Genomic DNA, 26,088 nt, shown 5'->3' on the forward strand with positions numbered 1-26,088 from the left:
GTTATATGAAAAAGAATTCTAAATTAGCCCAAAAAATTATCGCTATGGGTTCATCAATGGCTATTTTAGCTGCTGGTTTAGTTTCATCACAATGTAACAAACCTATTGATGATGAAAACAAAGAAAAACCACAAAAATTAATTACAGGCGATGTGCATTACGTAGCATTAGGGGATGATTACGCCATTGGACAAAATAACAGTATTAATGCTGAAAAAAACAATTATTTTGACAAAGATAAAGATGAAATATACGGAATATCATATCCTTCATATTTAGCTAATTCAATTAACATTTTAAAAGATGATTCAATAAAGTTAGCTTCTTATCAAAATTACGGTTTAAGTAAGACCAATGTTAATGATTGATTACACCTTTTAAATGTCGAAGTCGAAAATTACGACAATACAAATTTAGCTTATAACGAATATCTAAATAAACAAAATAAATCAGACAGAATTGCCGATCTGTTTGGTGATTTTTCTAATTTAGAGAAATTGAATAGTGATATTAAAAACGCAAACCTAATAACTATTTCGTTAGGTTTAAATGATGTAATTGATAGTTCAAAAATTTTACCTATTTTAATGACGTTGGAAAAAATAAGTACAGCTGAATTGACAGTGAAAATAGCTGAATTAACAAAACAATTAGCCGATGATTTAACTAATTTTTCAAATCAATATTCTTTATTAATTAAGAAAATTAAAGAATTAAATCCAGAAGCTAATATTAATTTAGTGGGTTATATAACTCCATTTGCTAAGCTGGCTACGATTTTAAGAAATCAATATGAAATTAATATTCTAGATGATATTACTAAAACCTTAAATCAAAATATTTTACAAGTGGCTAAAAATAATAATGTTAATTATGTAAGCTTCTTTGATGAAATAAAAATGACCGAAGAAGCAGATAAATATTCAACCGATATTTTATCTGCTTTACCTTCTAATGCAGCTTATAAAAAACTTGGACAAGACATTTTTATGAAAATGTCAACTGGTCAAGAAGGTTTTAAGGCTTTAATTGGTGATAATAAAAAAGATAGTGATAACCAGACTTTTAGAAAAACAATGGCTTTTTCAACACATTCAACTGCTATTAAAGCTAATATTTTAGGCTTATCAGCCGCTAACATTGATAGCTTTGCCAAAGAATATGGTTTTGAATCTTTACCTCAAAATAAAGCGATTATTAATTCTCAAAAAATCAATTTAGAAAACAAAAAATACTTTTCATACTTTTTAAGTCAGATTGAAAGCTTAGAATTTTCTAATAAAGAAAAAGCTAAAAATTTAATAGGCAAATTATTAAATCAATTAGGTTTATTTGAACAAAATTATCAAAATATTTGAAGCTTTTTTGAAACTAATTTAGATAATGAAACAACCTTCGAAAAAACAATTAAACTTGTTGAAGATATTTTAAATTCTGATTATTTAAACAATGCTATTAATAAAGCTGACATAAGTTCAAACGATGTTATTGAATATAAATCTTATAATGCCGTAAAACTTAGCGATATTACATCAGTTTTTAATCAAAACGTTTTTGCGAAACAAACTGTTTATGAAATTTTACAAGATTTATTTAACCAATTAAAAGATAAAGGGGAATCTCTTAATTTACTTAAAAATTTAACAAGTAATTTAGTAAAAGATATTTTAAGTGAGAATAATTTAAGTAAGGTTTTAAGTCCACAAGTTTTTAAAATATTTGAATTTATTTTTAAAAATGAAGCGGTTAAGAACGACCTAAAAAATATCATTGATCAAACAATTAATGATATTTTTACATCAAATAGTAAAGCTTTTGAACCGGCTACATTTTTAGAATTCGTAAAACAAATTGTTAAAGATCATAAAGATGAAGTTATTAGTCTTTTAACAAAAATCATTAAATCTAACGATAATACTGATTTATTAAATAATTTAATTGAAAACATTACTAAAAACGTAATGAATATTTATTCAATTAAAGAAGATAAATATGATGATATTCATTATTTTTTAAGCAATTTAATAAAAAATTTAGATCAAATTGAAAATATTAAACAAATTATTGGTTCTATTTTAAATAGTTTTGTTAATGGATCTAAAACATTAAATAATGATTTTGCTTCTTTAATAAGTAAAGCGATAGACGATTTAATTTTTGATACTTACAATAATAAAAAAGACAATTCTTTATTATTTGAGATCATTTCATTTAAACCAAATAATACTAATTTGGATGTTGAAAAATATCAAAATGGTTTATATACTTTTATGCAAGGTTTTGCCGATCATAAAAACATTGCCAATTTAAGTAATATCAATCAATATTTAGATAAAGAATTTAGAGATAGATTATTAGCTTTATTTACTAATATTGTAAGAAACAAAGATAATAAACTTAACGATCAAGGTAAGACAGTTATTAAAAAACTGACTGCTTATTATATAAAAGAAATTTTAGACGATAACAACGTTATTTCACAAGCAGTAAACCAAATTGTAAAATACGCCTTATTAACTCCTTTAATCAATTTTATTATTGATAATAATTACGCTAAATTATTTGCTGAAAATAATAACAATCCAGAACAAGCAGCTGAAGATTTTATTAATAAAACTTGAAAAGAATTATTCGATACCTTAAAATCACAAGTTATAGCTAATAGCTTAATAAAAGTATTGGATGATTTAATTGAAAACGGTCAAAACTATAATTTAAAAAATGGTTATGATTTTGTTATTTCTTTATTAAAAAATGCTGAAAATAATCAAATTTATGATTTAGCTAATTCATTAATAACTCAAATTGCCGCAAGCAAAGATAATTTATCTAATATTGTTAAAATTGGAAGCCTTTGATTAGATAAAAACGCTAATGTAAAACTAGACGAACAAAAACAAAAAGATATAACTAATTATTTAAGCGTTTTATTTAAAAACATTCCTCAATCTATGTTTTATAAAAATTTAATAGATACTTTAAAAGATAAGATTAATAATTTAGATACAAATGAAATTAATGACTTTTCAAAATTAGGAAAATATATTTTAGAAACAATTAAATCTCAATTTGATTTTAATAATAAAGATTTAATTAATGAAATTATTGATATTTTATTAACAAAAAATAAAGACGGTAATAGTGCATTACCTTTAAAAGATGTTTTAAAAGCTATTTCTTATTTATTAGGTAATAAAAACTTTGTTAAGTTTGTTTTAAATAAAGTAAATCTAAAAAGCATTGTATTAAACGCGATTGATAAAATAGATATTTCTAATTTAGATTTAAATCAAGAAAGCAAAGATAAACTAAATAAAATTATTAATTCATTTAAAGAATATACAAACAATAATTTCGAGACTTTAATTAACCAAAACATTGTCGATATTTTAGTTAATACTTTTAGTGATGAAAATAATTTTGAAGTAAATAATATTAATCAATTTTTAGCTAACGTTATAACTTCTAACAAACAAACTTTAATTGATATCATAAAACGACTTTTAGATGACTTTTTATTAAAAAATAAGGACAATCAAAAAGATGCTTTATCTATTTTATTTGAGGTTATTAAACAAAAAGCGCCAGATTTAAATTTAGGCAAAGATAAAGAGAAAATAAGAGAAATTATTTTAAAAGTGATTTCATTTATTGAAAATCAAAAAGTTGTTGAAATTGAATTAAATAAATTATTATCTTTAACAGCTGATTATGTGACAAAAAATGGTTTAGATTTTAATGACGTAAGATTAGATAAAAACAGTTTAATTAACGCTTTATTACAATTAATTAATTATGATAATTTAAACCAACTGTTAACCAAAGAATTAAGCCAAGATGAAGTTTTATTTATTATCGATTTAGCAGCAAAAAATATTCCTTTTATTTTAGATAGAATAAACATTAAAACTACTAGAAGTACTACTCTAAGTAACGTAAAAGCCGGTATAACTAAACAAGAAATATTTAAACTAATTATTAATGTTTTAAATACGTTTAACAACGATCAAAAACAACAACTGCTTGATATCTTAAAAAACGCGATTTCAGACAATAAGGATAACGCTAAATTAAGAGAAATTTTAGTAGCGGTTATTAAACCTTATATAGCTAAAATACCTAATAATTATTTAGAAGCTTTAAGTCAAGAAAATAATAAAGCTGCTGACTTAGCTAAAATTATTGTTGACGAAACGTTAGATAATATTTATAACAAAGAATTATCAGATAGTTTATTCAATGTTTTAAATAACATAATTAATAACCTGCCAGTTTATAACGTTGATGAAAGCATTCAAATCCTAATAATTAATATCTTAAGATTTAACGAAGGTAACAAGTTAAATACATTAGTAAATAACTTAATAAAAAATACAACTTCAAATCAAATCGTAAAAGATAAATTATTTGCAGCTTTATTAGAATTTTTAAAATCAGAAACTAATACGATCTTAAATAAAGATGAAGAAGAAAAACTTAAAAATTATGTTCAAAAATTAATTGAATTTTTACCTGATTCAAAACTTTATAATAATTTAAATAAACAAATTTTTAACGAATTTGCAAACTTACATTCTTCTTCTAAATATGATGATATTTTAAAAGCTTTACAAACTGCTTTATCTAAATATTTTGATTTAAAAAATAAATCATTATTAGAAGATATAAAAGAATTACTATTAGTTGATAAACAATATAAATTTAAAGAATTTGTGGAAACATTAAAAATTCTTTTAAGCAAAAAAACTTTTGTTGACTATGTATGAAAACAATTAAATTTAAAAGATTTAATTGTTAAATCAATAGATAATTTAGATTTAAATTCTATTAGCAACATTCAATTAAAAGAAGCTTTAAAAGAGCTTTTAGATTACACCAAAGATTATGTAAATGATAATTTTGATATTTTAATAAAAGAAGAATTATTCAAACATATAAATAAATTATTAGATTCTGTTGAAGAAGAGCAATCAATTAAAGATTTAGTTATTGCTTACTTAGAAAATGCAAAAATTGATTTAACTAATACAATTATTAATTTAAAAAATTCTTATTTAAACACTGAAAATCCTAAATTTAAAGAAGCTTTTACAAAAATAGTTTCTGCTTTATTAATTAATAAATTAAATTTATCACAAGAAAACAATGAATTACTCGTTTCTTTATTAGCTAATATTTCAAAACATTTAGACAAATTAAATATTATTCAACCTGTTATTAATGCTTTTGTTGACAAATTAATTGAAAATATTAATAAAAATGATTTTGACTATAAACAATTTGACTTTAATTACACTTTAGATTTAGCTAAATTATTTAAGGAAATTGATTTAAATCAAATAGAATTATTTGCTACTTCTATAAGTGGGGATGATTACGCTAAAATAATTGAATTTATTATTAGTAATATAAATGTTTTAGATAACTTTATTAATAAAGAAAATGGTTCAGAAGAAGGTAATTCAAAAGAAGAAATAAAAGCTAACACTAAAATTGTTTACATTAGCAAAAAGATTGAAATTGATAATGTATTTATTATTAGTCTAGTTAAAAAATTATTAACTTCTTTATCACAAGAAAACAAAGAAAAAATTATTAATAATTTAGATCAATTAGTAAATTACATTAAAACCAGTGAATCATTTAAAAAGCTACTTGAAGATAATTTAGGAATATTGATTAAAAATAAGATTTTAGAAATAAATCCAAAATTAAACAATTTAGCAAATCATTTATCAGAATATGCAATTAATTTAATTACTAAAAACTATAAATTACATATTCAGCTAAAACAATTAATTAATTCAATAATTAATATTGAAAAGCAAGAATTAGATAATATAAATGATTGATCTGATTTTCTAATATTTACTTTAAATAAAAATGAAAGCGAATTAAAAGATTTTGTTTTTGAGCTTTTAGATGAAATATTATTAGAAAAATTAACTGATCAAGACTATGTTGATTTAGCTAAATTATTAGTAAATATAGAATATAACACTTCTTCTAACACTTCTTCTAACACTTCTTCTAACACTTCTTCTAAAATAGCAGAATTTTTAAAAAATTATTTTGGTTCATGAGTTGATGAACAAATAATTATTGACACTTTAATAAAAGTTTTAAAACATCTAAAAGTAGAAACAAGAGATCAAATTTTAGATGTTCTAAAAGATAAAGTCAAAGAAGATAAACAAAATCCAATATTGAAAAAATTATTAGCAAAATTATTAAAAGAAAAAATAGAAGCGATAGAAAATAAAGAAGTATTAAAACTATTTATTAATACTGATGAAGAAAGTATTACTGATTTTGTTAATAATTTATTAGATAATGTTTTTGAAAACGTTTTAGACGATGAATTAATTGATGATATATTTAACGTATTAAGAAACATTAATAAAGATATTGATCCTTATTTAGAATTAACAACCATAGATAAATTTATTGTGTTAATTTTAAGAAAAGGTAAACAGATAGCATTAGATAAGCCAACTAAAAAATTAATAGCTAATTTATTAGGCAATGGTTTTGTGTTTGATACTGCTTATAATGGTTTAATTAATTATTTAAAAGAAAAAGCTAAAACCAATTTAAGTGAAGAAGAAATAAATACATTAAAACAATACATAAAAGATGTTTTAAATTACTTACCGCAAAGCGAATTATTTAACAATTTAACAAATACTTTATTAAATGAATATGAAAGTAAATTGAACAATAATTCTTCTTTAAGCGATGTAGTAAATGTTTCATTAACAGTAATTAAAAACATTTTTGCTTTTGAAAACAAAGAGTTATTAACCAATTTAAATAGTTTAATAACAGTTAATAATAAATATGAAAGCATTGATATTGTTAAGGTCGCTCAAATTTTATTAACTAAAAACGAATTTGTTGATTTTGTTTTTGCTTCACTAGATTTAAAAAATATTATTAAAAATGCTTTAGAAGGTATAAAAGTTGATGATAAAGAGGGAATAACTCAACAAGTTAAAGATTATTTATCAAGCGTTATCGAATATAGCAAAGGTTTTGTTGATGAAAAATATGATGTAACTTTAATGCCATTAATTAAAAAAATAATTGCTTCTGCTTTTGATGAAAAAACAACTAAAGATATTACTAGCTTAAGTCAATGAGTAATTAATGCTATTGATTTAAATAAAGATTTAATTAAAGAAACATTTAATACTTTATTTAAAGAATATTTAGCTGATGAAAAAGCCACTGAGGTGCAAAATAATTTTGCTGAGTTATTAACCTCTATTATGGAACAAAACTTAGTTGGTTTTGAATGACCAGAAGGCTCTAAACAATTACTAAATAAAACAATTATTAATTTATTTAAATCTGTTCCAAATTGAGAGATTTTAGATAATATCATTGACAATATCTTAGATAAAGTGGTTGAAAATATCCAAAATCACGGTTTTGACCCAACAGCTTATGACTTTAATAAAACTATTAATGTTGTTGATGTAATTAATAATTTAAATTATCCTGCTATTGAGGATTATGTTAAAACTGTATCATCAGAAGAAATTAGAAATTTAGTTATTTTATTAATTAATAATATTGATAAATTTGCTTATGTAATTTCTGATTACAGCAAAGAAGAAAATACTACAGCCGAAGCAAAAAACAATACTCAAATTGTTTACTTTGATGGCGGTATAAAAGTAAATATTAATGTTTACTTTAAGTTATTTAAACTAGCTTTTAACATTTTAAGTGATGAAGATAAAAACATTATTAGAGAAGCTTTATCTAGTTTATTTAATTGAGTACAAAACGAAGTTAAATTACAAAATTGAGTTAAACATTTATTAAAACCTTTAAAGCAAGTTATTGTAAACGCTAATGAAAATGCGGAAGACTTTGCTAATGAAATTACTGAGGCTATCTATAATTTAATTTTTAAATCTAACGCGTCAAAAGAATTTGCGATCAGTTTATCTAAATCACTAATTGATTTAAGTGGTGAGACAATTGAAGGTTTTAATAACTTTAACGAACTATTTAAACATTTAATTATTGTTAATAAAGAAAATATTAAGAAATTCGTTAACGCTGCACTTGTCGAAGTTTTAACTAATAAGCAATTGGTACAAAACGTAATTAGATTTACTTTAGAACAAATTAATAAAAAATACGGTTTATCTGCAACTTCACAGCAATTAGATAATATTGAATCATTATTAACTAGATTATTAATGAAGTTTAACGAACTAAATATATTTAATAATGTTTTAAACGATGCTATTGATTTAAGTGCTAACATCAACTTCTTAGATGAAGAAGGACATTTAGATACCGAAAATATAATTAATTGATTATTAAATACTTTAACTAATATTGAATATTACAAATATTTAACTACTGAAAACTTTGAAGATATTTTTGCAACTATTTTAGATAAAAATATTGATGCTTCTATCTTAGAAAACGAAATGTATTCAGTTTACGAATATATTGTCAACAATATTGGTAAATTTAAAGTTAATAAAGAAAATAATAGTGAAGAAGAAAATACAAACAGCCCTTCTTCAACACCAAGTATTAAATTAGATTTAGAAAATCTAGAAAAACTAATTTACAACGCCTTAAAAGCCTTAAATGGTTCAATTAAACCAGATAATCAAAATGGTAAAGAAGCATTAACTAACTTTATCTATAAAGCGGTTCAAGATCAAGTATTAAAAATAGATTGAAGTCAAATAAAACAAGATATTTTCCCAATTGAAAAATTAGAATGAATTACTAAGAAATTTATTAACTATGAAGAAATCAAAAACATGATTGGCGGATTAGTAAATGATTTTCTAGCTGGTAATAAAATCGAATCTTCATCATTAGGTGATTTATTATCAAAAATCATTTTGGCAGTAAAAAATAATTTAAAAGATAACATTACAAAAATCTTAAAAACTTTTGGCAATGATGCTGAAATAATGCATGAAATTATCGTTAATGTAATGAACTATTTAAATCTGCAAAATACAACCAAAGAAGATGAAGAGTTTTTAACTAATCTATTAAGGGATTTACTACCAAGCTTATTGGATACTGATATTTATCAAAGAAAAATTCTAAATAGATCAATCGATTCTTTTGCAATGTTTGCTAAAGAAATTCAACTAGCAAACCCAACTAAATGAATTAAAGATGCAATAAATAGAATTACCTCTGTTTTATCTTTAAAAGATGTAGCAGTTATAACTAGATTTATTGGCAAGGGCAAAATTATTAACGGTTCAACCTTAATTAGATTAATTAATTTATTATTCGAAAAGAGTGACTTTAAAAATTCTGTTGTTTATAATGCTTTAAGAAATATTAATAAAAATCCTGATAAAGCTCAACGTAGCAACATGAAAACATTAAATGATATGGTTGACGGTGCTATTAGTAACATTTTTGGTGGTTCTAAAAACAATAACAATGATGACCCAGATAATATTGAAGTTTCAATTGACCCGCTTGTTTTATTAAATACTGTTTTTGAAATTGTAGCTCAACAACTAATCAAAGATCCGGCTGTTAAATCAGGTAACTTTGCTGAAATTACTGCAAGTGAAAATTGAAAAGCAATGTACCGGATGGTAGTTGCTATGGAATGAGTAGTATACGAAATGTTTGGTCGTGAAACTTATGTAGATCAAAGAGAAAACAAGGGAAAAGTTTCTTTATATTCTGGTGTTAGATCAATTATGTGAGAACTGTTAGAAGGAACTAACTTATCATGAATTCCTGGTATTAGTTCTAAATTCACCGGTTTACAAGGAGTCTTAAAAGATACTAATTTAAGAAGGCAGTTAACTAACTATTTAACTGATAAATCTTGATTTACTTATACTTACTACAATGAATCAAATTACACTCCTGCCGCAATTATTTATATTATTGCAACCAGTGGTTATAACGAAGCCGAACAAAATCTATTAACTCCATTTAAATTTAAAATAAGTAAAGACGGACAAGAAAATGAGATTTCAAAAGCTGAATATATTTTATTAACCATTAAAGAAGGTGGTTATGGTAAATATATGACAATCAACGACGTAACCCCGATAAACAAATGAAGCGGTTTAAATAAGGTTCCAAAAGATCAATTTTCAAAAGATAATTAATTTGAAAGACAACTGATAAATGTTGTCTTTTTTTCTTTAAAATCAACTTAATTTAAATAAATTTTGAAAATTTTTAGATTTTAATTAAAAAATAATATAAACTTAAAATCTAATTTAAAAATAAATATTTTTAAAAAAATGAATAGGTATTAATTATGAAAAGAAAATTACTAAAAACTTTATTAACTCCTGTGGCTTTCATTACAACAGCAACGCCTGCTTTTTTAATTTCCGCAGGTAGTAATGTTAGTGTTAATAACACGACTTATTGAGAAGATTCTAATCTTGCTTATTATGATAATGACAGCAAAAGCGATTCAAACGCTTTAGCTGATTTAAACAATTATTTAGCTCCAAAATGAATGAAAGATGTCAATGATAAAAAACTTTTATTTAATATGTCAATACCATCTACCCACGATTCTGGAACATGACTTATTAACAACGCATTTCAAAGACCATTGGCTAGAACTCAAACAATGCCAATTTATGATCAGCTTAATTTAGGAATAAGAGGTTTAGATATTCGTTTGGATGCTAATTTAAGAGTTAGACATGGGATTTCTGAAACGCCTTATCGTTTTGACACCGCCTTAGCAGATGTAACTAAATTTTTAGATAACAATCCTTCTGAGGTAGTCGTGATTAGAGTTAAAGACAAAACTTTGATGTCAATAATAAAACTCTAGCAGAGCAAGCAAGAATTGCTTATCATGATGTTTTAAATCGCCCTGAAATTAATAAATATTTATTTAACAAAGAAGGAGAAATGAATCCAACTAAGTTAGATTGGTCTTTAAAAAATTTAAGAGGTAAAATTGTTATTTTAAATTTATGACATCACTTAGTTGATGTCTCAGCAGTTGGTGGAGCAAACTATTGATTAGTAGTTAATAAAAATGAAACTCAACAAGACGTTTATGAAAATGTAACAATTGAACAAAAAGCTCAACTGTTTACTAATATGTTAGTTTCATCAGCTAATTCTAACTATTCAGACCCAAGGTTTTATATAAACTTTTTATCAATGGCAGGTGGTTGAAGACCGTGAAAATCTTCAAAAGAATTAGATCCATTAGCATGAAATATTATTAAAAGTAATCAACAGTTTAATAAATTAGGAATGATTTTTATGGATTATCCAGGTCCATCTTTAATTCAATCTATTTATAAAACTAATTACAATATAACTGAAAAAGAAATGAAGGAATCTTTTGGTTATCCTTGAAACGATTTTATTTTTATTGAACAAAAACCAGAAGAAAATGCCAATTGAATTAAAATTTCCGGACAAGGAAGTTTATATGGTTATACTTTTGAACTTTATGAAGGCGATAAATTATTAGGTACTACTAAATGTGAAAGTCATTCAGAAGATGCAGTTGATATAACTTTTGGAGATAACATTAATTTTAAAACAGGGCAAAAATTAACTATTAAAGCTTATTATGATAAAACACAAGAAAATGCTTTTTATCCAAGTAATACTTATAACTTATTAACAGCCGAAACCACAGTTGTTGCTTCTGATTATGTTGCAAAATGAAAAGCTTTTCAACAAGATATAAAAAATAACATTAATAATTTTGCAGAGGTTGATTCTGCTCTTAAACAATATTTATCAAATTCTTACGTTAAGGTTTGAAGCACCATGTCAAGACCTACGCAAAGAAACAAAGAATTATTAACTACTTTAAAACAAAGATTTGATAATGATGTTAATAATTTAAATCAATTTAAAACAGATTTAGCAAAATTAAATCAAACTATTAATGATTTAAAAGATAATAACGATTCATTAATAAACAACGAAAACATTGAAGCTATTAGTTTATATCCTAATCAAGTTAAAAGCTTAATTAATTCATCTATCTCAATAAACAAAGTCGATTGAGAAAATTCACTTAATAATTTAGAAAAACGTCAAGGCGTTTTAGATAACATTAACAGCATTGTCAATGATTACAAAAACTTGAATGAAGTTAAACAATATTTAGAAACTAAAACGAATTTTAAAGATAAAGGTTTAACTTATTGAACATCCAAAGTTAATAATATTGAATTGCAATTAAATCCAATAATTAAAAAAGTTATTGATAATCTTGATAATAAATTAGAACAACAAAATACTATTTTAAGTTTTAAAGCTGATGCCAATACTTTACAATCTAATTTAGAAAAAGTTAAAACCAAAATTGCAACTTACGAACAATATTTTGCAACTAATAACTTAAATAAAGAACAACAAAATTTATTTAGAAATGAAATTGAAAACAGCATTATTGGACTAAACGAAACTAAACCAGTTTTAAAACAAATAGATAATTATTTAGAAAAATTTAATTCTTTGAAGCAAATAATTGAAAATTATGAAGATTTTGCAAATGAATATCATTTTAAAGATTTACCAACTAATTTAAAAGATCAATATACAACCTTAATTAATGAGATAAGATCTAATTTAAACAAAACTAACAACGCATTACCTTTAAATGATATTGAAACATATATAACTAATTTAACTGATTTGCAAACTAAAATCAAAAACGAATATAATGAATATAAACTCGCTAAAAGAAAATACGATGAAGCTTTAAATAAAGTAAATAATTATTTAAATAAAATTAAAGCTAAAAACAATAATAAATACAATGAAGCTATTTCGTCAGCCGAAAGTACAATTGCAGAAACTCAAAAAGCCGTTAAAGACAATTTAGTTTCTACTTTAAATACTCAAACTGAATTTTTAAATAATTTATTATTAAATTTACAAAAACAAATAAACGATATCGATAGACAAACTAAATTTGAAGCAATTTATAATGATTTTGAATATTCTATTAATCAAAAAGATAAATTGCCTTCTGATGTAAATAGGACAGATTTAATAGCTAATAATAAAGATATAGAAATAAGTAATTTGGTTTTAAATCCTAATGACGAAGAAGGTAAATTAAATATTTCATATACAATAAACTACGATGGTTTAAAACAAAATAAACGGCAAAAATTTGAAGGTTTTTGAACAAAAGAATATTGAAATAAACTGCAATATATTAAAGATTTAGAAGATAAAAGACATGAAGCTGATAATCTATTAAATGAATTAAGAGAAAATCCATTATATAAAGAAATATATGATGAATTAGCTGCTAAATTAAACAAATATAAAGATGTTAATATAAGTTCTTCATCAGATGATATTATTGAAGCTTTTAATGAAATAAACAAAGCTATTAATAACGCAAAAATTCAAAAAGAAATTGCTGATAATGTCGGACATGTAGAACAACCAGAAGAAAATAAAACTAAGACATGAAATAAAAATCTTTTATGATTTTTGATTTTAGTTCCATTTATTATAGGTATAGTTTTATTAATTGTTTTACTAAAAAGACGTAAAAACAAAAAGCAAGCAAGATAAAAGCAATTAAAAAGTGAGTTTGTACTCACTTTTAATTTTATTGAGTTTAAGCGTTTTCAGCTGGTGCTGCTGGTTCAGCTGCTGGTAAATCAAATTCAAAAACAAAATCTTCATCTAAGAAAATAGGGGTCGCAAAGTTAAATGAAATAATTTTAAATTTAACTGTAAGTTTGTTATCTTCAAGAGTGAATGAGATTATGTTTCCTGAACCTTTTAATTTATTATTTTTAAAATATAAAGGATTTTCTGCTGACGCATAAGCAACGTTTAGTTCTTGTAATTTTTTATCTAATTCTTCGTTTAAAGTAAATACTTTATATTCATCCATTTCTGGGTCTTGAATAAATTTACCTTTTGGTTTATATACAAATGCACGACTCTTGTAGAAGTAATTTAATGTAGTATCTTTTTCTGATAATTTTCTTGCTTTTTCAGGAATAACTGTAAAGTTTTCTTTAACAGTAAGTTTTTTAATTTCTTCTAAATTTTGTAATTGTTGTTTAATTAAAGAAATTTTATCTTTGTTGTATTCAGTTAAACTTTTTAAAATTAATTCTAATTTGTCTAAACTTGCTTTGTCAGTTTGTGTTTTTAAATCGTTAAAGTTATCTAATTTTTTATTTTTAGTTTTTTGAATTAATTCTTTTGTATATGAATTTGTATCATTAATTAAAGCTAAATTTTCATCTATTGATTTAACTTGTGCTTCAATTTGTTTATTCACTTCTGCTATTTCAGCACTATAATCAGTTTTTTCTTTGGGTTCATCTACTACTGGTTGGGGTTCAGGTTTTGGTTGAGGATCTGGATTTGGATTAGGTTGTGGGTTAGGAAGTGGTTCTATGCTTTGTAAAGTAGCTTGAATTTCAGATAATTTGTTTATTGCTTCTTTTAATTTATCTACTGATGTATTTGTATCAAAAGTAACTTGATTAATTTCTTGAACTTTGGCTTCAACTGTGGTTTTATCTTCATCTTTTAAGTTTTTAGTTTGTAAGTCAGCTGCTAGATCAGAAACTTTTTGTTTTAATAAAGTGGCTTCTTGGTATTTTTTCTCTTGTTCATTTTCACATGAAACAACAATGGCGGTACTTGAAATTGTTGTAATACCAACTAAACTACCAAATAAAATTTGTAATTTTTTATTTTTATGCATTTCTTTCCTTTCATAAAGTTTGAAACAAGTATTCAGTTTCAAAACTATTACCGTATTTATTCTTTGGTTTTAAGATTTTAAATCTTATTTCTATCGTTTTATCTTCTTGATTTACCTGATAAATTTCAGGTTCTAAATAAGATAATTCAAATTCTTTGTTTACTTCTTGGTTATTTTGAAAAATAATTTTTTCAATTTCAAAATAAGTATTTAATGGTTGATCTTCTTTGATTTCTTCAAATTTTACATTTTTCTTTCATTTACCAAATAGTTGCGGTTTAAGTACGCTAACTAGATATTCTGAATTCATTCCTTGTTTTAGATCCTTAACTGCAATTTCTATTTGTTTTTTAACTTTTTCTTTATTTTGCCCGATATCAACATCAAGCTCAATAGTAGATCCAAAATTTAAATTAATTAAACTAAAAGGATTATAGGTAAAAGAAATTTCGAGATTTTCGGGAATATATATATTTGAATTATTTATAACAAGTTCTATTGAACCGCCGCTAGGTTCATTGTTTAAAGCAATTTGAGTTCTTGTTATTTTATTGTTATTTTCTTCATAAGCTTTTAATATGAATTCATTAGATTTTTCATTAATTAAATGATTTAAATAAGATCGATTAATAGCAAGATTACTAAATGTTTGGTGTTTAATATCTGTTTTAACATTAGGATTATTAATTAAATAAGCATAATAATCAACTCTTATTAAATTAAGATCGTAAAATTTTTCTAATGATTCGACTTTAATACCTATCCTATTAGGTTCTAATGAATGTAAATTATTTTCCTTAAAATCAAAAATATTAGTGCCTTCCAACCCATCATATAACAACGGTTGGTCGTCACTAATATTTTTATTTATTATTGGTTTTACACAGGCAGAAGACAAAAGAGAAAAAGCACATAAACCTGCTGTACTTAAAAAAATAGTAGATAAATGTCTCTTACTACATTTCTTCATATGTATTAATTATAATAAAAGTTAATAAAATAAAAATAAAATCTAGATTACTTATTATTCAATAATCTAGATTATAAAATTATTTATTTTGTTCAGCTAAACGTTTCTTTAAATTAATTTCTTCAATTATTGTGTATTTATTTTGATTTGATTTTTCCAATTGTGGATTTAAATCAATTGGTTTAGTATCGATTGAGTTAACAATAAGTGAAAGGACATTATTTTTGAATTGTACTAACCCTTTATCAATATAAAAGGTTTTTTGGTCTGCTGATCCTTGAGCGTTAATATGTATTTCAGAAGGAACTAAGGCTGCCATAAATTGAGGTCCGGCAGCCATTAAACCCATTTGACCTTCGGTTGTTCTAAAGGTACATATATCAGCTTTTTCATCTAAATAAACACCTAAAGGAGTAGTAATAATAACTTCAATTTTATTATTTGCCATTTTCTACTTCTTCTTTTTCAGCTTGACTTTCAGGATTATAACCTAAAGTTTTAGCTTTTGCTACTACGTCTTCAATTGTTCCAACATATAGAAATGCTTCTTCTGGTAAATCGTCGTACTCTCCAGTTAAAATAGCTTGGAATGATCTAATAGTATCTTCTAATTTAATATATTTACCAGGAATTCCAACAAATTTTTCTGCTACGAAAAATGGTTGAGATAAAAAGTTTCTGATTCTTCTTGCTCTAGCAACAACTTTTTTATCTTCTTCAGAAAGCTCGTGCATACCAAGAATTGCAATAATATCTTGTAATTCTTTAAATCTTTGTAAGATGTTTTGAACTGATCTTGCTGTATTGTAGTGATCTAAACCAATAACATTTGGATCCATTACCCGTGAACTTGATCCTAATGGATCAATAGCAGGATAAATACCTAAAGCCGCAATATCACGGTCTAAAACAGTTTTAGCATCTAAGTGAGTAAATGTTGTAGCAGGAGCTGGGTCAGTTAAGTCATCAGCAGGAACATAAACAGCTTGAACAGAAGTAATTGAACCTTTGTTAGTTGAAGTAATTCTTTCTTGTAATTGCCCCATTTCAACAGCTAAGGTTGGTTGGTAACCAACGGCTGATGGCATACGTCCTAATAAAGCAGAAACTTCTGATCCGGCTTGGGTAAATCTAAAGATGTTATCAATAAATAAAAGCACATCTTGACCCATAAAATCACGGAAGTATTCAGCCATAGTTAAGGCAGTAAAAGGTGCTCTCATTCTAGCTCCAGGAGGTTCATTCATTTGTCCGAAAACTAAAGCAGTTTTTTCTAAAACTCCTGATGCTTCCATTTCGTGATATAAGTCATTTCCTTCACGAGTTCTTTCTCCAACTCCAGCAAAAACAGATAACCCACCGTGTTGTTTGGCAATATTATTGATTAGTTCTTGAATTAAAACAGTTTTACCAACTCCGGCTCCACCAAATAATCCAGTTTTACCACCCTTAACATACGGTGTTAAAAGGTCAATAACTTTAATACCTGTTTCAAAAATTTCTAAAGTAGATTTTTGATCTTCATATGAAGGGGCAGGACGGTGAATAGGCATTCTTTGTGTGAATTCACCTTCTTTTAAATCAATTGGTTCACCTAGGACGTTAAACATTCTAGATAAAACGGCATTACCAACAGGAGCAGTAATAGGTGAGTTCATATCTAAAACTTTCATACCTCTTTTTAGACCAATTGTTAAGTTCATAGCAATTGCTCTAACAGTATCATTCCCAACGTGTTGTGCTACTTCTAAAATTTGTTCTCCAACATGTTTAACATCGGCGTCAACTACTTTTAAAGCACTTAATATTTTAGGAGCGTGTCCTTCTTCAAAGCGAACGTCAATAACAGCTCCCATGATTTGCGTAATAACACCGTAGTTAGGTTTATTAGTATAATCAACTGTTCCGTCGGCTTTTAAATATTCTTCTGCTTTATCTCCTTTTGGTAAAGGATTTTTAATTTTAACGTCTTCAAATGCTCCTGGCGCATAGTTATCATTAACAATAACTTCAGCAGGGTTATCATTTGGAGCTTCTAAAATTTGTACTTTTTTACTATTTTTAGCTACTGATTTTTTAGTTTCTTCCATTTGTTTCCTTTCTATGCATTTGAACCGTTAACGATTTCGGTAATTTCTTGGGTAATTTTAGCTTGACGAGAACTGTTATACTCAATATTTAGTTCTTCAATTAAATCCTCAGCATTATCACTTGCTTGTTCCATTGCGGTACGTCTTTGACTTGTTTCAGATAACTTAGCGTTGGTTAAAGCATAGTAAATAGATGCCTCAAAAAATATACTAAATGAGTTTTGTAAAATCACTTCGGCACTAGGTTCAAAAGAACTAGGGTCAAATGATTCGACAGATGTAGTTTCAACTCCTAAGGTTTCATTGGTGATAGGAAAAATTTCTTTAACAATTGGATCAGCTTTAATTGGGTTTACATAATTAGTGTAAATTAACTTAACTGAACTCAATAAAGAGATCTCTAAAACGTCGTATAACTTTTGACTAATAATTTTAGCTAAAGTATAGCTTGGTGTATCGCCAATTTGAGTTAAGCTATGAATAATATGAAACTTGTTGTTTTTTTGTAATAAACTTAAAAGTTTTGAACCAATAACAATCATAATATCTTCTTCAGAAACAGTTGCTTCAATTTTCTTTAGCATTTCCGAGTTATAAGCGCCACACAAACCTAAATCTGAACCAAAGACAATATATAAATTTCTTTTAGTTTTAAATTTTCATGAATGGGTGTTTAAAAGAGTGTCGATGTTTTGGTTTGAATTTTGAATTAAGTTATAAAAAACAGTTGAAACAGTATTGTAATATTCTTCAACTTCTTTGAAAGAAGATTTAATTTTTCCAAATTTAGCAGTTGCTACCAACTCCATTGCTTTAGTAATTTTTTTAGTTGAATTAATAGAACTAATTCGATGTTTTATTTTTTGTAAGCTCTCCATGATAATTCCGGTACAGGGGTGTAATCGTCTTTGTTATACATTGGAATTGTTTTGACAAAATTATCGTTAAATTTAATAATTAAGTCGTATAGATTTTCGATTAAGGTATTATCTCAATCAGCAGCATGCTCTAGACTTAGATTTACACTTGATGCATCAGCAGATGAACCAAAGTAGCTTAATAAATCATCTCTATATTTCGCGATGTATTCTTTTGGAATAACGTTGATTAAACGATATTTAATGCAGAATAATAAAATAACTTGTTGAATTTGAGAATAAGGTGAATATTGAGGTTGTTTTAAAATCTCGTAAACCTTAGCACCATGATCTAAAACTGTTCTAGTTGCTTGATCTAGGTCAGATCCAAATTGTGCAAAAGATAACATTTCGTTATATTGTGCTAATTCAAGTTTTAATGATGAAACAACTTTTTTAGTTAATTTAGTTTGAGCTGCAGACCCTACCCGACTAACTGAATAACCAATGTCAATTGCAGGTCTTTGACCCGAATTAAATAAAGCTTCCTTCATAAAAATTTGACCGTCAGTTATTGAAATAACATTTGTTGGAATATAAGCAGAAATATCTTCGGCTTGGGTTTCAATAATAGGTAAAGCAGTAACTGAACCTCCTCCATAATCTGGATTTAGTCTAGCTGCCCTTTCTAATAATTGAGAGTGAATGTAGAAAATATCTCCAGGATAAGCTTCACGTCCAGGTGGTCTTCTTAAAAGTAAAGATAAGGTACGATAAGCAACGGCATGTTTTGATAAATCATCATAAATAATTAAAACGTCTTTACCTTTTGCCATTCATTCCTCAGCAATAGTAACTCCGGTATAAGGAGCAATATATTGTAAGGGAGCACTTTCAGAAGCTGATGCAGAAACGACGGTTGTATATTTCATAGCATCGTGTTTTTCTAATTGATCAACAATTTGAGTAATAGTTGAATTTTTTTGACCGATAGCTACATAAATACAGTTAACGTTTTTACCTTTTTGGTTAAGAATGGTGTCAATAGCAATCGCAGTTTTACCAGTTTGACGATCCCCAATAATAAGTTCACGTTGACCTTTTCCAATTGGAATCATGGCATCGATTGCTAGTAAACCAGTTTGAAGTGGTTGATTAACTTCTTGTCTTGTCATAACCCCAGGAGCAATTTTAAAAATTGGACGAGTATATTTATAAGCAATAGGACCTTTACCGTCAATTGGAGTTGATAAAGCGTCAACTACCCGACCTAATAAAGCGTCTCCAACCGGAGCGGCAATAACGTCTTTAGTACGGTATACTAAACTGTTTTCAATAATGTTTTTATCATTACCCATAACAACGATACCAACTAAATCTTCTTCTAGATTTAAAGCCATACCGATAACCCCGCATTCAAATTTAACTAATTCACCGTATTCAACATTAGTTAAACCACTAACAAGAGCAATACCATCTCCAACAGTTATAACTCTACCAACTTCTTCTGAAGTTACAGAAGTATTAAAATCTTTAATCTGCGATTTAATAATAGCTGATAGATCAGTTGGTTTTAATGACATAAATATCCTCCTTTCACTATTTATTTATTAATTGTTTGATTTTATCAAGTTGTCCTTGAATAGAATTGTCAATGATATAATCATCAACTTTGATTTTAATACCTGCCACCAAATCATTATCGATTTGATTAACAAGGTGTACGTGTGATTTTAAATCTGTTGATAATTGAGTTTCAAATTTTTTGATTTCATTTTCATCTAATGGAATAGTTGTAAAAATAGTCCCATATTTGATGTTAAGTTTGTCATTTGAAAGCTCAACAAACTTGTTAAGAATTTTAATCATGTACTTAATAACATGACGCTTAGTAGCTAGTTTAATAGTGTTAACTAAATAAACGTGATATGAACCAAATATCATGTCGATTGATTCATATTTTTTATTATCGTCAACATCATAAGAATTTAAAATATTTAAATAATCTGGATTAGCTTTTAAAGCTCTAACAATGTCAGCGGCATCATTAGTAATCATTTCAAATTCTTTTGTAGTTCTAGCTAAATCGTATAAAGCAAATGATCAGTTGTAAATCAAATCACTAATTTCAGTCATTATTTATTCCCTAAGACTTCATTAATCATTTTAATGTTGTCTATATCTTTAATTTCACGACCGATAATTTTCTTAGCAAGTTCTACTGCACTTTCCATAATAATTTTCTTTTGATTTTTTTCAAATTCACTTTGTTTCTTTTGCAATAAGGTTTCCGCCTGAGACATAATTAGCTCTGCTCTTTTTTTAGCTTGACCAGTACCGCTATTAATAATCTTTTCGCTTTCACTTTTTGCATTATTAATGATTGTATTAGCTTGATTAGTTGCTTCTAAAATCTTTTTATCATTATTTTCACGTACTAATAAAGCGTCTTCTTTCGCTTTAATAGAAGCGTCAATATTATCTTGAATTAGATTTTGTCTTGCTTTTACCATCTTTTTAATTGGACGATAAACTAATAAAGTAATCATTAATGTAATAATTCCCAAGGTAATTAATGAAAAAACAAAGAAAGGTCAGTTGAATGTAAGTCCAGCAAATGCTTTTTCTAATTCTTCTGAAATTTTAGCAGTTGCTCCTCCAGAGTTAGAAGTTGCATTGGCAGCACCATCTAATAAAACATGAACCATATTAAACGAAAATTAATAATAAGGCAATAACTAAACAGTAAATTGATGCAGTTTCAACAATACCTAAACCTAATAGTAATAAAGTACGAACTTTAGAAAGAGTTTCAGGGTTTCTTCCGATAGCTTCACAGGCTTTAGCAACAGCTATACCTTGACCAATAGAAACGAAACCTGCTCCAGCAACAGCTACTCCGGCTCCTAACATGGTTAAACCATAAGCAAATGGAAAGTTTCCTTCTCCTGTAGCTTTACTTGTGTTGAATAAATTAACAACATTGTCTAATTGAGTCATAATATTCCTTTCTAAGCAGCAACAGCCGCTGCTTCTTGATTTTGATTATCAGTTAATGCTGATGTTTCTAATTTATTTTTATTTTTTAATACTTCTTTTTTTCATTCTTTAATTTTTTCTTTATGTTTTTCTTTCGCGTCTACTTCAGATGCTTGGAACCAGTACGACATCGTCAGGATCATGAAAACAAAGGCTTGAATAAGACTGTCAAAAATATCAAAGTATAAATTAAAACCAGGAAGTAATAAGGCACCTAATGGATTTAATTGACTTGCAGGACTGCCTAATGTAGCTCCAATTCAGCCAGCTCAGATATTATCTAAGAATAAACCAAATAAGGTTATTAAAACTAAACCTCCAATGATGTTTCCATACATACGGAAAGTAAGTGAAATTAAAGGAGATACAGTTCCCGCGATTTCTAATGGATTAATTAGTTTTAATAAATATTTAAACTTATTGTAAGCAATTCCAATTCCTATAGTGGTAAATCAGGTAATCGCTGTCGCTGCAAAAATTGCTGCTAGCGAAGATCCAATCGGAACAAATCCAAGCATTGAAATCATGTTTCCTAATAAGAAAAATGTAAACAATGATATTAAATAAGGATTAGCTTTGTCAAATCGATTTGAATGTGTTTCAGAAGCAAAACTATCTGCTCCCATAATCATTGTTTCAACCATTAATATTCCAGCACTTGGTGCTTTATCAGCTTTTTGACGTTTAACCGCTGCATAAATCAAGATTGATAAAATAAACACAAGCACAACCATGGCAATCATTGTAATAATATGATTATCGTTTGCAAAGTTGGTTGGTTTATTTAATGGTGCACCGCCATTAGGATTTACCGCTGGATCAGGAAGACCTTCCGGACCACCAAATCAATGGAAATTGAATAATTTATCCATAAGCCTCCTTTCGTAATTTATTTTTGTAAAGAACGTTTTGCTTTTTTAATATTAGCGAACGCTATAACAATTGACATTAAACTTAAAATAACGTAAGGTGTCATAACGGCTAAAAAATTAAAAGGCTCAAAAGCAATATTTGAGCTAGGATATGATCTATTGTAGAGTTTGTTTATATAAAAAAACAGGGCAAAGATACCGAGATTTATTATCAATAAGACCAAAAAGATCAAGATAATAAAAAAGGTATTTAGTCTTGATTTCTTTTTATTTGCCTGAGGTTTAGCAAATAATTTAAAGCATAACAAAACAAAACCTATTAATAGTGCAAAACTAATTATGCCAACTAGATCGCCTAAAACTAGGTCATATCTAAGATAAGCAAATGCAGTGTACATCATTAGTGCTGCAAAATTTAAAGCTATAAAAACAACTCAAATTTTTTGATTTTTTCTAATAATGTCCTTCATTTTTAACTCAATCGGTTATCTAAATAAATAACCTTTTTCAATTATATTCTTTTTTATTTTTTTGTTGCCCCAATTAAGACTATTACTTTTTTTATGTAATAAAAAACTTTTAAGAAATATTAAAAATATAAAACATCATTTTGTGCATATTTTCTTGCAATATAAAGCAAAAACAAACTAATTTTGTCAATTTTTAAAAAATAAATTATTTAATTTAAAAGTCTTAAAAACAAGGGCATTAAAAATTAGCACTCTTTTGTTAAGACTGCTAATTTTATGTTATAATTTAAGCATTAGTTTGTAAAAAAGTGCAAATTAAATTAAGTTATAAATGTAAATAAGGAGGAAATATGCAAGCATCATGAACCCCGAATGAAGAAAATAAAGATCCATTAAAAGAGTTTGGACGTAATCTAACAGATTTAGCTAGACAAAATAAGTTAGAACCGGTTATTAACCGTGATGATGAAATTAGATCATTAGTACGGATTTTAAGCCGTAAAACTAAAAACAATCCGGTTTTAGTTGGAGAACCTGGTGTTGGTAAAACCGCTATTGTCGAAGGCTTAGCTCGAAAAATAGTTGAAAACCAAGTACCAGAAAATCTTAAATCAAAAGAAGTTATCGAAATTGATTTACCTGCTTTAATTGCTGGAACTCAATACCGGGGACAATTTGAAGAAAGATTAAAAAAATTAATTAAAAGAATCGAGGAATCTAACGGTGAAATTATTTTATTCATCGATGAAATTCATATGATTGTTGGAGCTGGTGGTACCGGTGAAGGTAATATGGACGCAGCCAACATGTTAAAACCGATGATGGCAAGAGGACAATTACATTTAATCGGAGCAACTACTTTAGATGAATATCGTAAATACATCGAAAAAGATCCTGCTTTAGAAAGAAGAATGCAAAAAGTTTCTATTGCTGAACCATCTGTTGAAGATACTATTTTAATTTTAAGAGGTATTAAAGAAAGATTTGAATCATATCACGAAGTTAAAATTGAAGATTCAGCTTTAGTAGCAGCTGCTAATTTATCAGCTAGATATATTTCAGACCGTTTTTTACCTGACAAAGCAATCGACTTAGTAGACGAGGCAGCTTCAAATATTAAAACTGAGATGAATTATTTACCTCAACCATTAGAAAGCGTAATTCACCAAATTGCTAAATTAGAAATTGAAAAAGCTGCACTTGAAAATGATGTTGATAAAAAGAATGCTAAGAAAACCGAAAGACTTGAAGAAATTGAAAAAGAATTAGCAATTTTAAAAGTTAAAAAAACAAGTTTAGAAAAAGCTTGAAACAAAGAAAAAGAAGATATTCAAAGAATAACTTCAATTACCGATAAAATCGAAGAGCTTAAAAGAAAACTCCCTTTATTACAAAGTGAAGGTAAATATGTAGAAGCTTCTAAAATTATGTACGTTTTAGTTCCTGAATTAGAAAAAGAAAGAACTCAGTTAGAAGAAAGCTTAGACGCAAGAGACGACCGTTTAATAAAAGAAGTAGTTGACGCCGAAGAAGTGGCTCAAATCGTTTCTAAATGAACTAAAATACCTATTACTAAACTTTTAGAAACTCAAAAAGATAAATTAATTAATTTAGAAAAAACTTTAATTAAAAGAGTTAAAGGACAAAAAGAAGCTATTAAATTAGTAGCAGAAGCAATTCAAAGATCAAAAGCTAATATTAACGATCCAAACCGTCCTATTGGTTCATTCCTATTTTTAGGACCAACAGGAGTTGGTAAAACTGAATTAGCAAGAGCTTTAGCTGATGCTTTATTCGATGATGAAAACCATATTATTAGATTAGATATGTCTGAATATATGGAAAAACACAGCGTATCTAAATTAATTGGTTCGCCTCCAGGTTATGTTGGTTTTGAAAATGGTGGGCAACTAACTGAAAAAGTAAGACAAAACCCTTATTCAATTGTTTTATTTGATGAAATTGAAAAAGCTCACTTTGACGTTTTAAACATTATGCTACAAATTTTAGATAACGGAACTTTAACTGATAGTACTGGTAGAGTTGTAAACTTTAGAAATACAATTATTATCATGACCTCTAACGTTGGTTCATCTGAAATAATAGCTAAAAGTTTAACACCCGATGGTATTAAAGCTTTATTATTAAAAAACTTTAAACCGGAATTCATTAACAGAATTGATGAAATAATTCCATTTAATCCTTTATCTCCAGCTGTTGTTGAATCTATTGTTAAATTAGAAGTAAATAAATTAAAAGATAGAGTAGAAAAACATCAAAATATTTTCTTAAACTTCCAAGACAAGTTAATTCAATATATTGCTAAAAATGCTTACGACCCTGCTTTTGGAGCACGTCCAATTAGACGTTATATTCAAAAACATATTGAAAACAAATTAGCTATTGCTATTATTGAAGAAACTATTAAAGAAGGTGATGTTGTATCAGTTACTTTAAATGAAGATAACGAAATAGAATTTATCACTCAATAAACTAAAAGACCGAACTTTATAAATAAGTCGGTCTTATTTTTTATACAAATTTTAAAAAATAAAAAGAGCAATTAAGCTCTTTTGATCAGTCACCTGAAATGGTACGCCCTAGAGGATTCGAACCTCTGACCCAATGGTTAAAAGCCATTTGCTCTACCTGCTGAGCTAAGGGCGCATAACTGGTGCCCAGGACTGGACTTGAACCAGCACGGCCATTACAGCCAACGGATTTTAAGTCCGTAGCGTCTACCATTCCGCCACCTGGGCTTTGGAATGCTTAATTATTATAATATAAATTTTGATTTGTTTTGCAAAAAAGTTATATTTTTTTATAGATTTTTTAAAGCAATTTTTAATTATAGAAATTGTAAAATCTTGCTTAATTTAAGTTCAAAATAAATAAAAACTACAAGGATTTAACCTTGTAGTTATTTGTTCTCTGAAAACTGAATATCGTTTATTTAGATTACTTCTATAGAATTAACTATTAAACCTATCAATTTATTAGTACTGGTCAGCTGAATACATTGCTGTACTTACACCTCCAGCCTATCAACCTCATAGTCTATAAGGAATTTAAAGGGA

At 26.5% G+C, this 26,088-nt stretch carries 15 protein-coding genes, 2 tRNA genes and 1 rRNA gene; 4 read left to right on the forward strand and 14 right to left on the reverse strand.

The window, feature by feature from the left end; all coding sequences use genetic code 4:
• Window positions 1-5: 5 nt before the first annotated feature.
• From FJO69_RS06525 to FJO69_RS06535, 3 genes are all read left to right on the forward strand, one after another.
• The gene (locus FJO69_RS06525; RefSeq protein ID WP_140781064.1) at window positions 6-10,133 is read left to right on the forward strand and encodes an SGNH/GDSL hydrolase family protein; all 10,128 of its coding nucleotides are present in this window, start codon (window positions 6-8) and stop codon (window positions 10,131-10,133) included.
• 155 nt (window positions 10,134-10,288) lie between these two features.
• A complete protein-coding gene (locus tag FJO69_RS06530; protein ID WP_140781065.1) occupies window positions 10,289-10,822 on the forward strand; it encodes a PI-PLC domain-containing protein in 534 nt (177 codons plus the stop codon).
• 80 nt (window positions 10,823-10,902) lie between these two features.
• Window positions 10,903-13,557, forward strand: a complete 2,655-nt coding sequence (locus tag FJO69_RS06535; RefSeq protein ID WP_140781066.1) for an LMP domain-containing surface protein — start codon at window positions 10,903-10,905, stop codon at window positions 13,555-13,557.
• 46 nt (window positions 13,558-13,603) lie between these two features.
• On the opposite strand, the gene FJO69_RS00605 is transcribed toward FJO69_RS06535, so the two are convergent.
• The 11 genes from FJO69_RS00605 to FJO69_RS00655 all read right to left on the reverse strand — a co-directional run bounded on the left by FJO69_RS00605 (window position 13,604) and on the right by FJO69_RS00655 (window position 23,011).
• Window positions 13,604-14,713, reverse strand: coding sequence for a Vmc-like lipoprotein signal peptide domain-containing protein (locus FJO69_RS00605; RefSeq protein ID WP_140781067.1), 1,110 nt, complete (start codon window positions 14,711-14,713; stop codon window positions 13,604-13,606).
• Window positions 14,706-15,683, reverse strand: a complete 978-nt coding sequence (locus FJO69_RS00610; protein ID WP_140781068.1) for a hypothetical protein — start codon at window positions 15,681-15,683, stop codon at window positions 14,706-14,708. The genes FJO69_RS00605 and FJO69_RS00610 overlap by 8 nt, the downstream gene beginning before the upstream one ends.
• A gap of 79 nt (window positions 15,684-15,762) precedes the next feature.
• Window positions 15,763-16,131, reverse strand: a complete 369-nt coding sequence (locus tag FJO69_RS00615; RefSeq protein ID WP_140781069.1) for a F0F1 ATP synthase subunit epsilon — start codon at window positions 16,129-16,131, stop codon at window positions 15,763-15,765.
• Entirely contained in the window at window positions 16,121-17,773 is a 1,653-nt protein-coding gene (atpD, locus tag FJO69_RS00620; protein WP_277872275.1) for a F0F1 ATP synthase subunit beta, read from the reverse strand. The genes FJO69_RS00615 and atpD overlap by 11 nt, the downstream gene beginning before the upstream one ends.
• 11 nt (window positions 17,774-17,784) lie before the next feature.
• Window positions 17,785-18,651, reverse strand: a complete 867-nt coding sequence (gene atpG, locus FJO69_RS00625; protein ID WP_140781070.1) for an ATP synthase F1 subunit gamma — start codon at window positions 18,649-18,651, stop codon at window positions 17,785-17,787.
• Entirely contained in the window at window positions 18,630-20,213 is a 1,584-nt protein-coding gene (gene atpA, locus FJO69_RS00630; protein WP_140781071.1) for a F0F1 ATP synthase subunit alpha, read from the reverse strand. The genes atpG and atpA overlap by 22 nt, the downstream gene beginning before the upstream one ends.
• A gap of 16 nt (window positions 20,214-20,229) precedes the next feature.
• Window positions 20,230-20,766: a F0F1 ATP synthase subunit delta gene (locus tag FJO69_RS00635; protein ID WP_140781072.1), complete on the reverse strand. Its 537-nt coding sequence runs from the start codon at window positions 20,764-20,766 to the stop codon at window positions 20,230-20,232.
• On the reverse strand, window positions 20,766-21,338 hold the full coding sequence (locus tag FJO69_RS00640) for a F0F1 ATP synthase subunit B (RefSeq protein ID WP_140781073.1): 573 nt from the start codon (window positions 21,336-21,338) through the stop codon (window positions 20,766-20,768). The genes FJO69_RS00635 and FJO69_RS00640 overlap by 1 nt, the downstream gene beginning before the upstream one ends.
• Before the next feature lies 1 nt (window position 21,339).
• Window positions 21,340-21,630 carry an ATP synthase F0 subunit C gene (atpE, locus tag FJO69_RS00645; protein ID WP_140781074.1) on the reverse strand — a complete coding sequence of 97 codons (291 nt, stop codon included), beginning with the start codon at window positions 21,628-21,630 and terminating at the stop codon, window positions 21,340-21,342.
• A gap of 11 nt (window positions 21,631-21,641) precedes the next feature.
• Complete coding sequence (locus FJO69_RS06540) at window positions 21,642-22,541, reverse strand: F0F1 ATP synthase subunit A (RefSeq protein ID WP_140781075.1); 900 nt, start codon at window positions 22,539-22,541, stop codon at window positions 21,642-21,644.
• 17 nt (window positions 22,542-22,558) lie between these two features.
• Window positions 22,559-23,011 carry a hypothetical protein gene (locus FJO69_RS00655; RefSeq protein ID WP_140781076.1) on the reverse strand — a complete coding sequence of 151 codons (453 nt, stop codon included), beginning with the start codon at window positions 23,009-23,011 and terminating at the stop codon, window positions 22,559-22,561.
• A 350-nt stretch (window positions 23,012-23,361) separates the two neighbouring features.
• Here FJO69_RS00655 and FJO69_RS06545 point away from each other — a divergent pair, with 350 nt between their 5' ends.
• Window positions 23,362-25,503, forward strand: a complete 2,142-nt coding sequence (locus FJO69_RS06545) for an ATP-dependent Clp protease ATP-binding subunit (protein ID WP_140781077.1) — start codon at window positions 23,362-23,364, stop codon at window positions 25,501-25,503.
• Between the two features lie 99 nt (window positions 25,504-25,602).
• Here the strand turns inward: FJO69_RS06545 and FJO69_RS00665 are convergent.
• The 3 genes from FJO69_RS00665 to FJO69_RS00675 form a co-directional block, all read right to left on the reverse strand.
• Window positions 25,603-25,678 (reverse strand) — tRNA-Lys (locus FJO69_RS00665).
• A gap of 5 nt (window positions 25,679-25,683) precedes the next feature.
• Window positions 25,684-25,770: transfer RNA gene (locus tag FJO69_RS00670), tRNA-Leu, on the reverse strand.
• Between the two features lie 216 nt (window positions 25,771-25,986).
• Window positions 25,987-26,088: ribosomal RNA gene (locus FJO69_RS00675) — 23S ribosomal RNA — on the reverse strand; the annotation flags it as partial.

It is taken from the genome of [Mycoplasma] falconis, assembly GCF_006385795.1.
In the GTDB taxonomy this organism is placed as follows: domain Bacteria; phylum Bacillota_I; class Bacilli_A; order Mycoplasmatales; family Metamycoplasmataceae; genus Metamycoplasma; species Metamycoplasma falconis.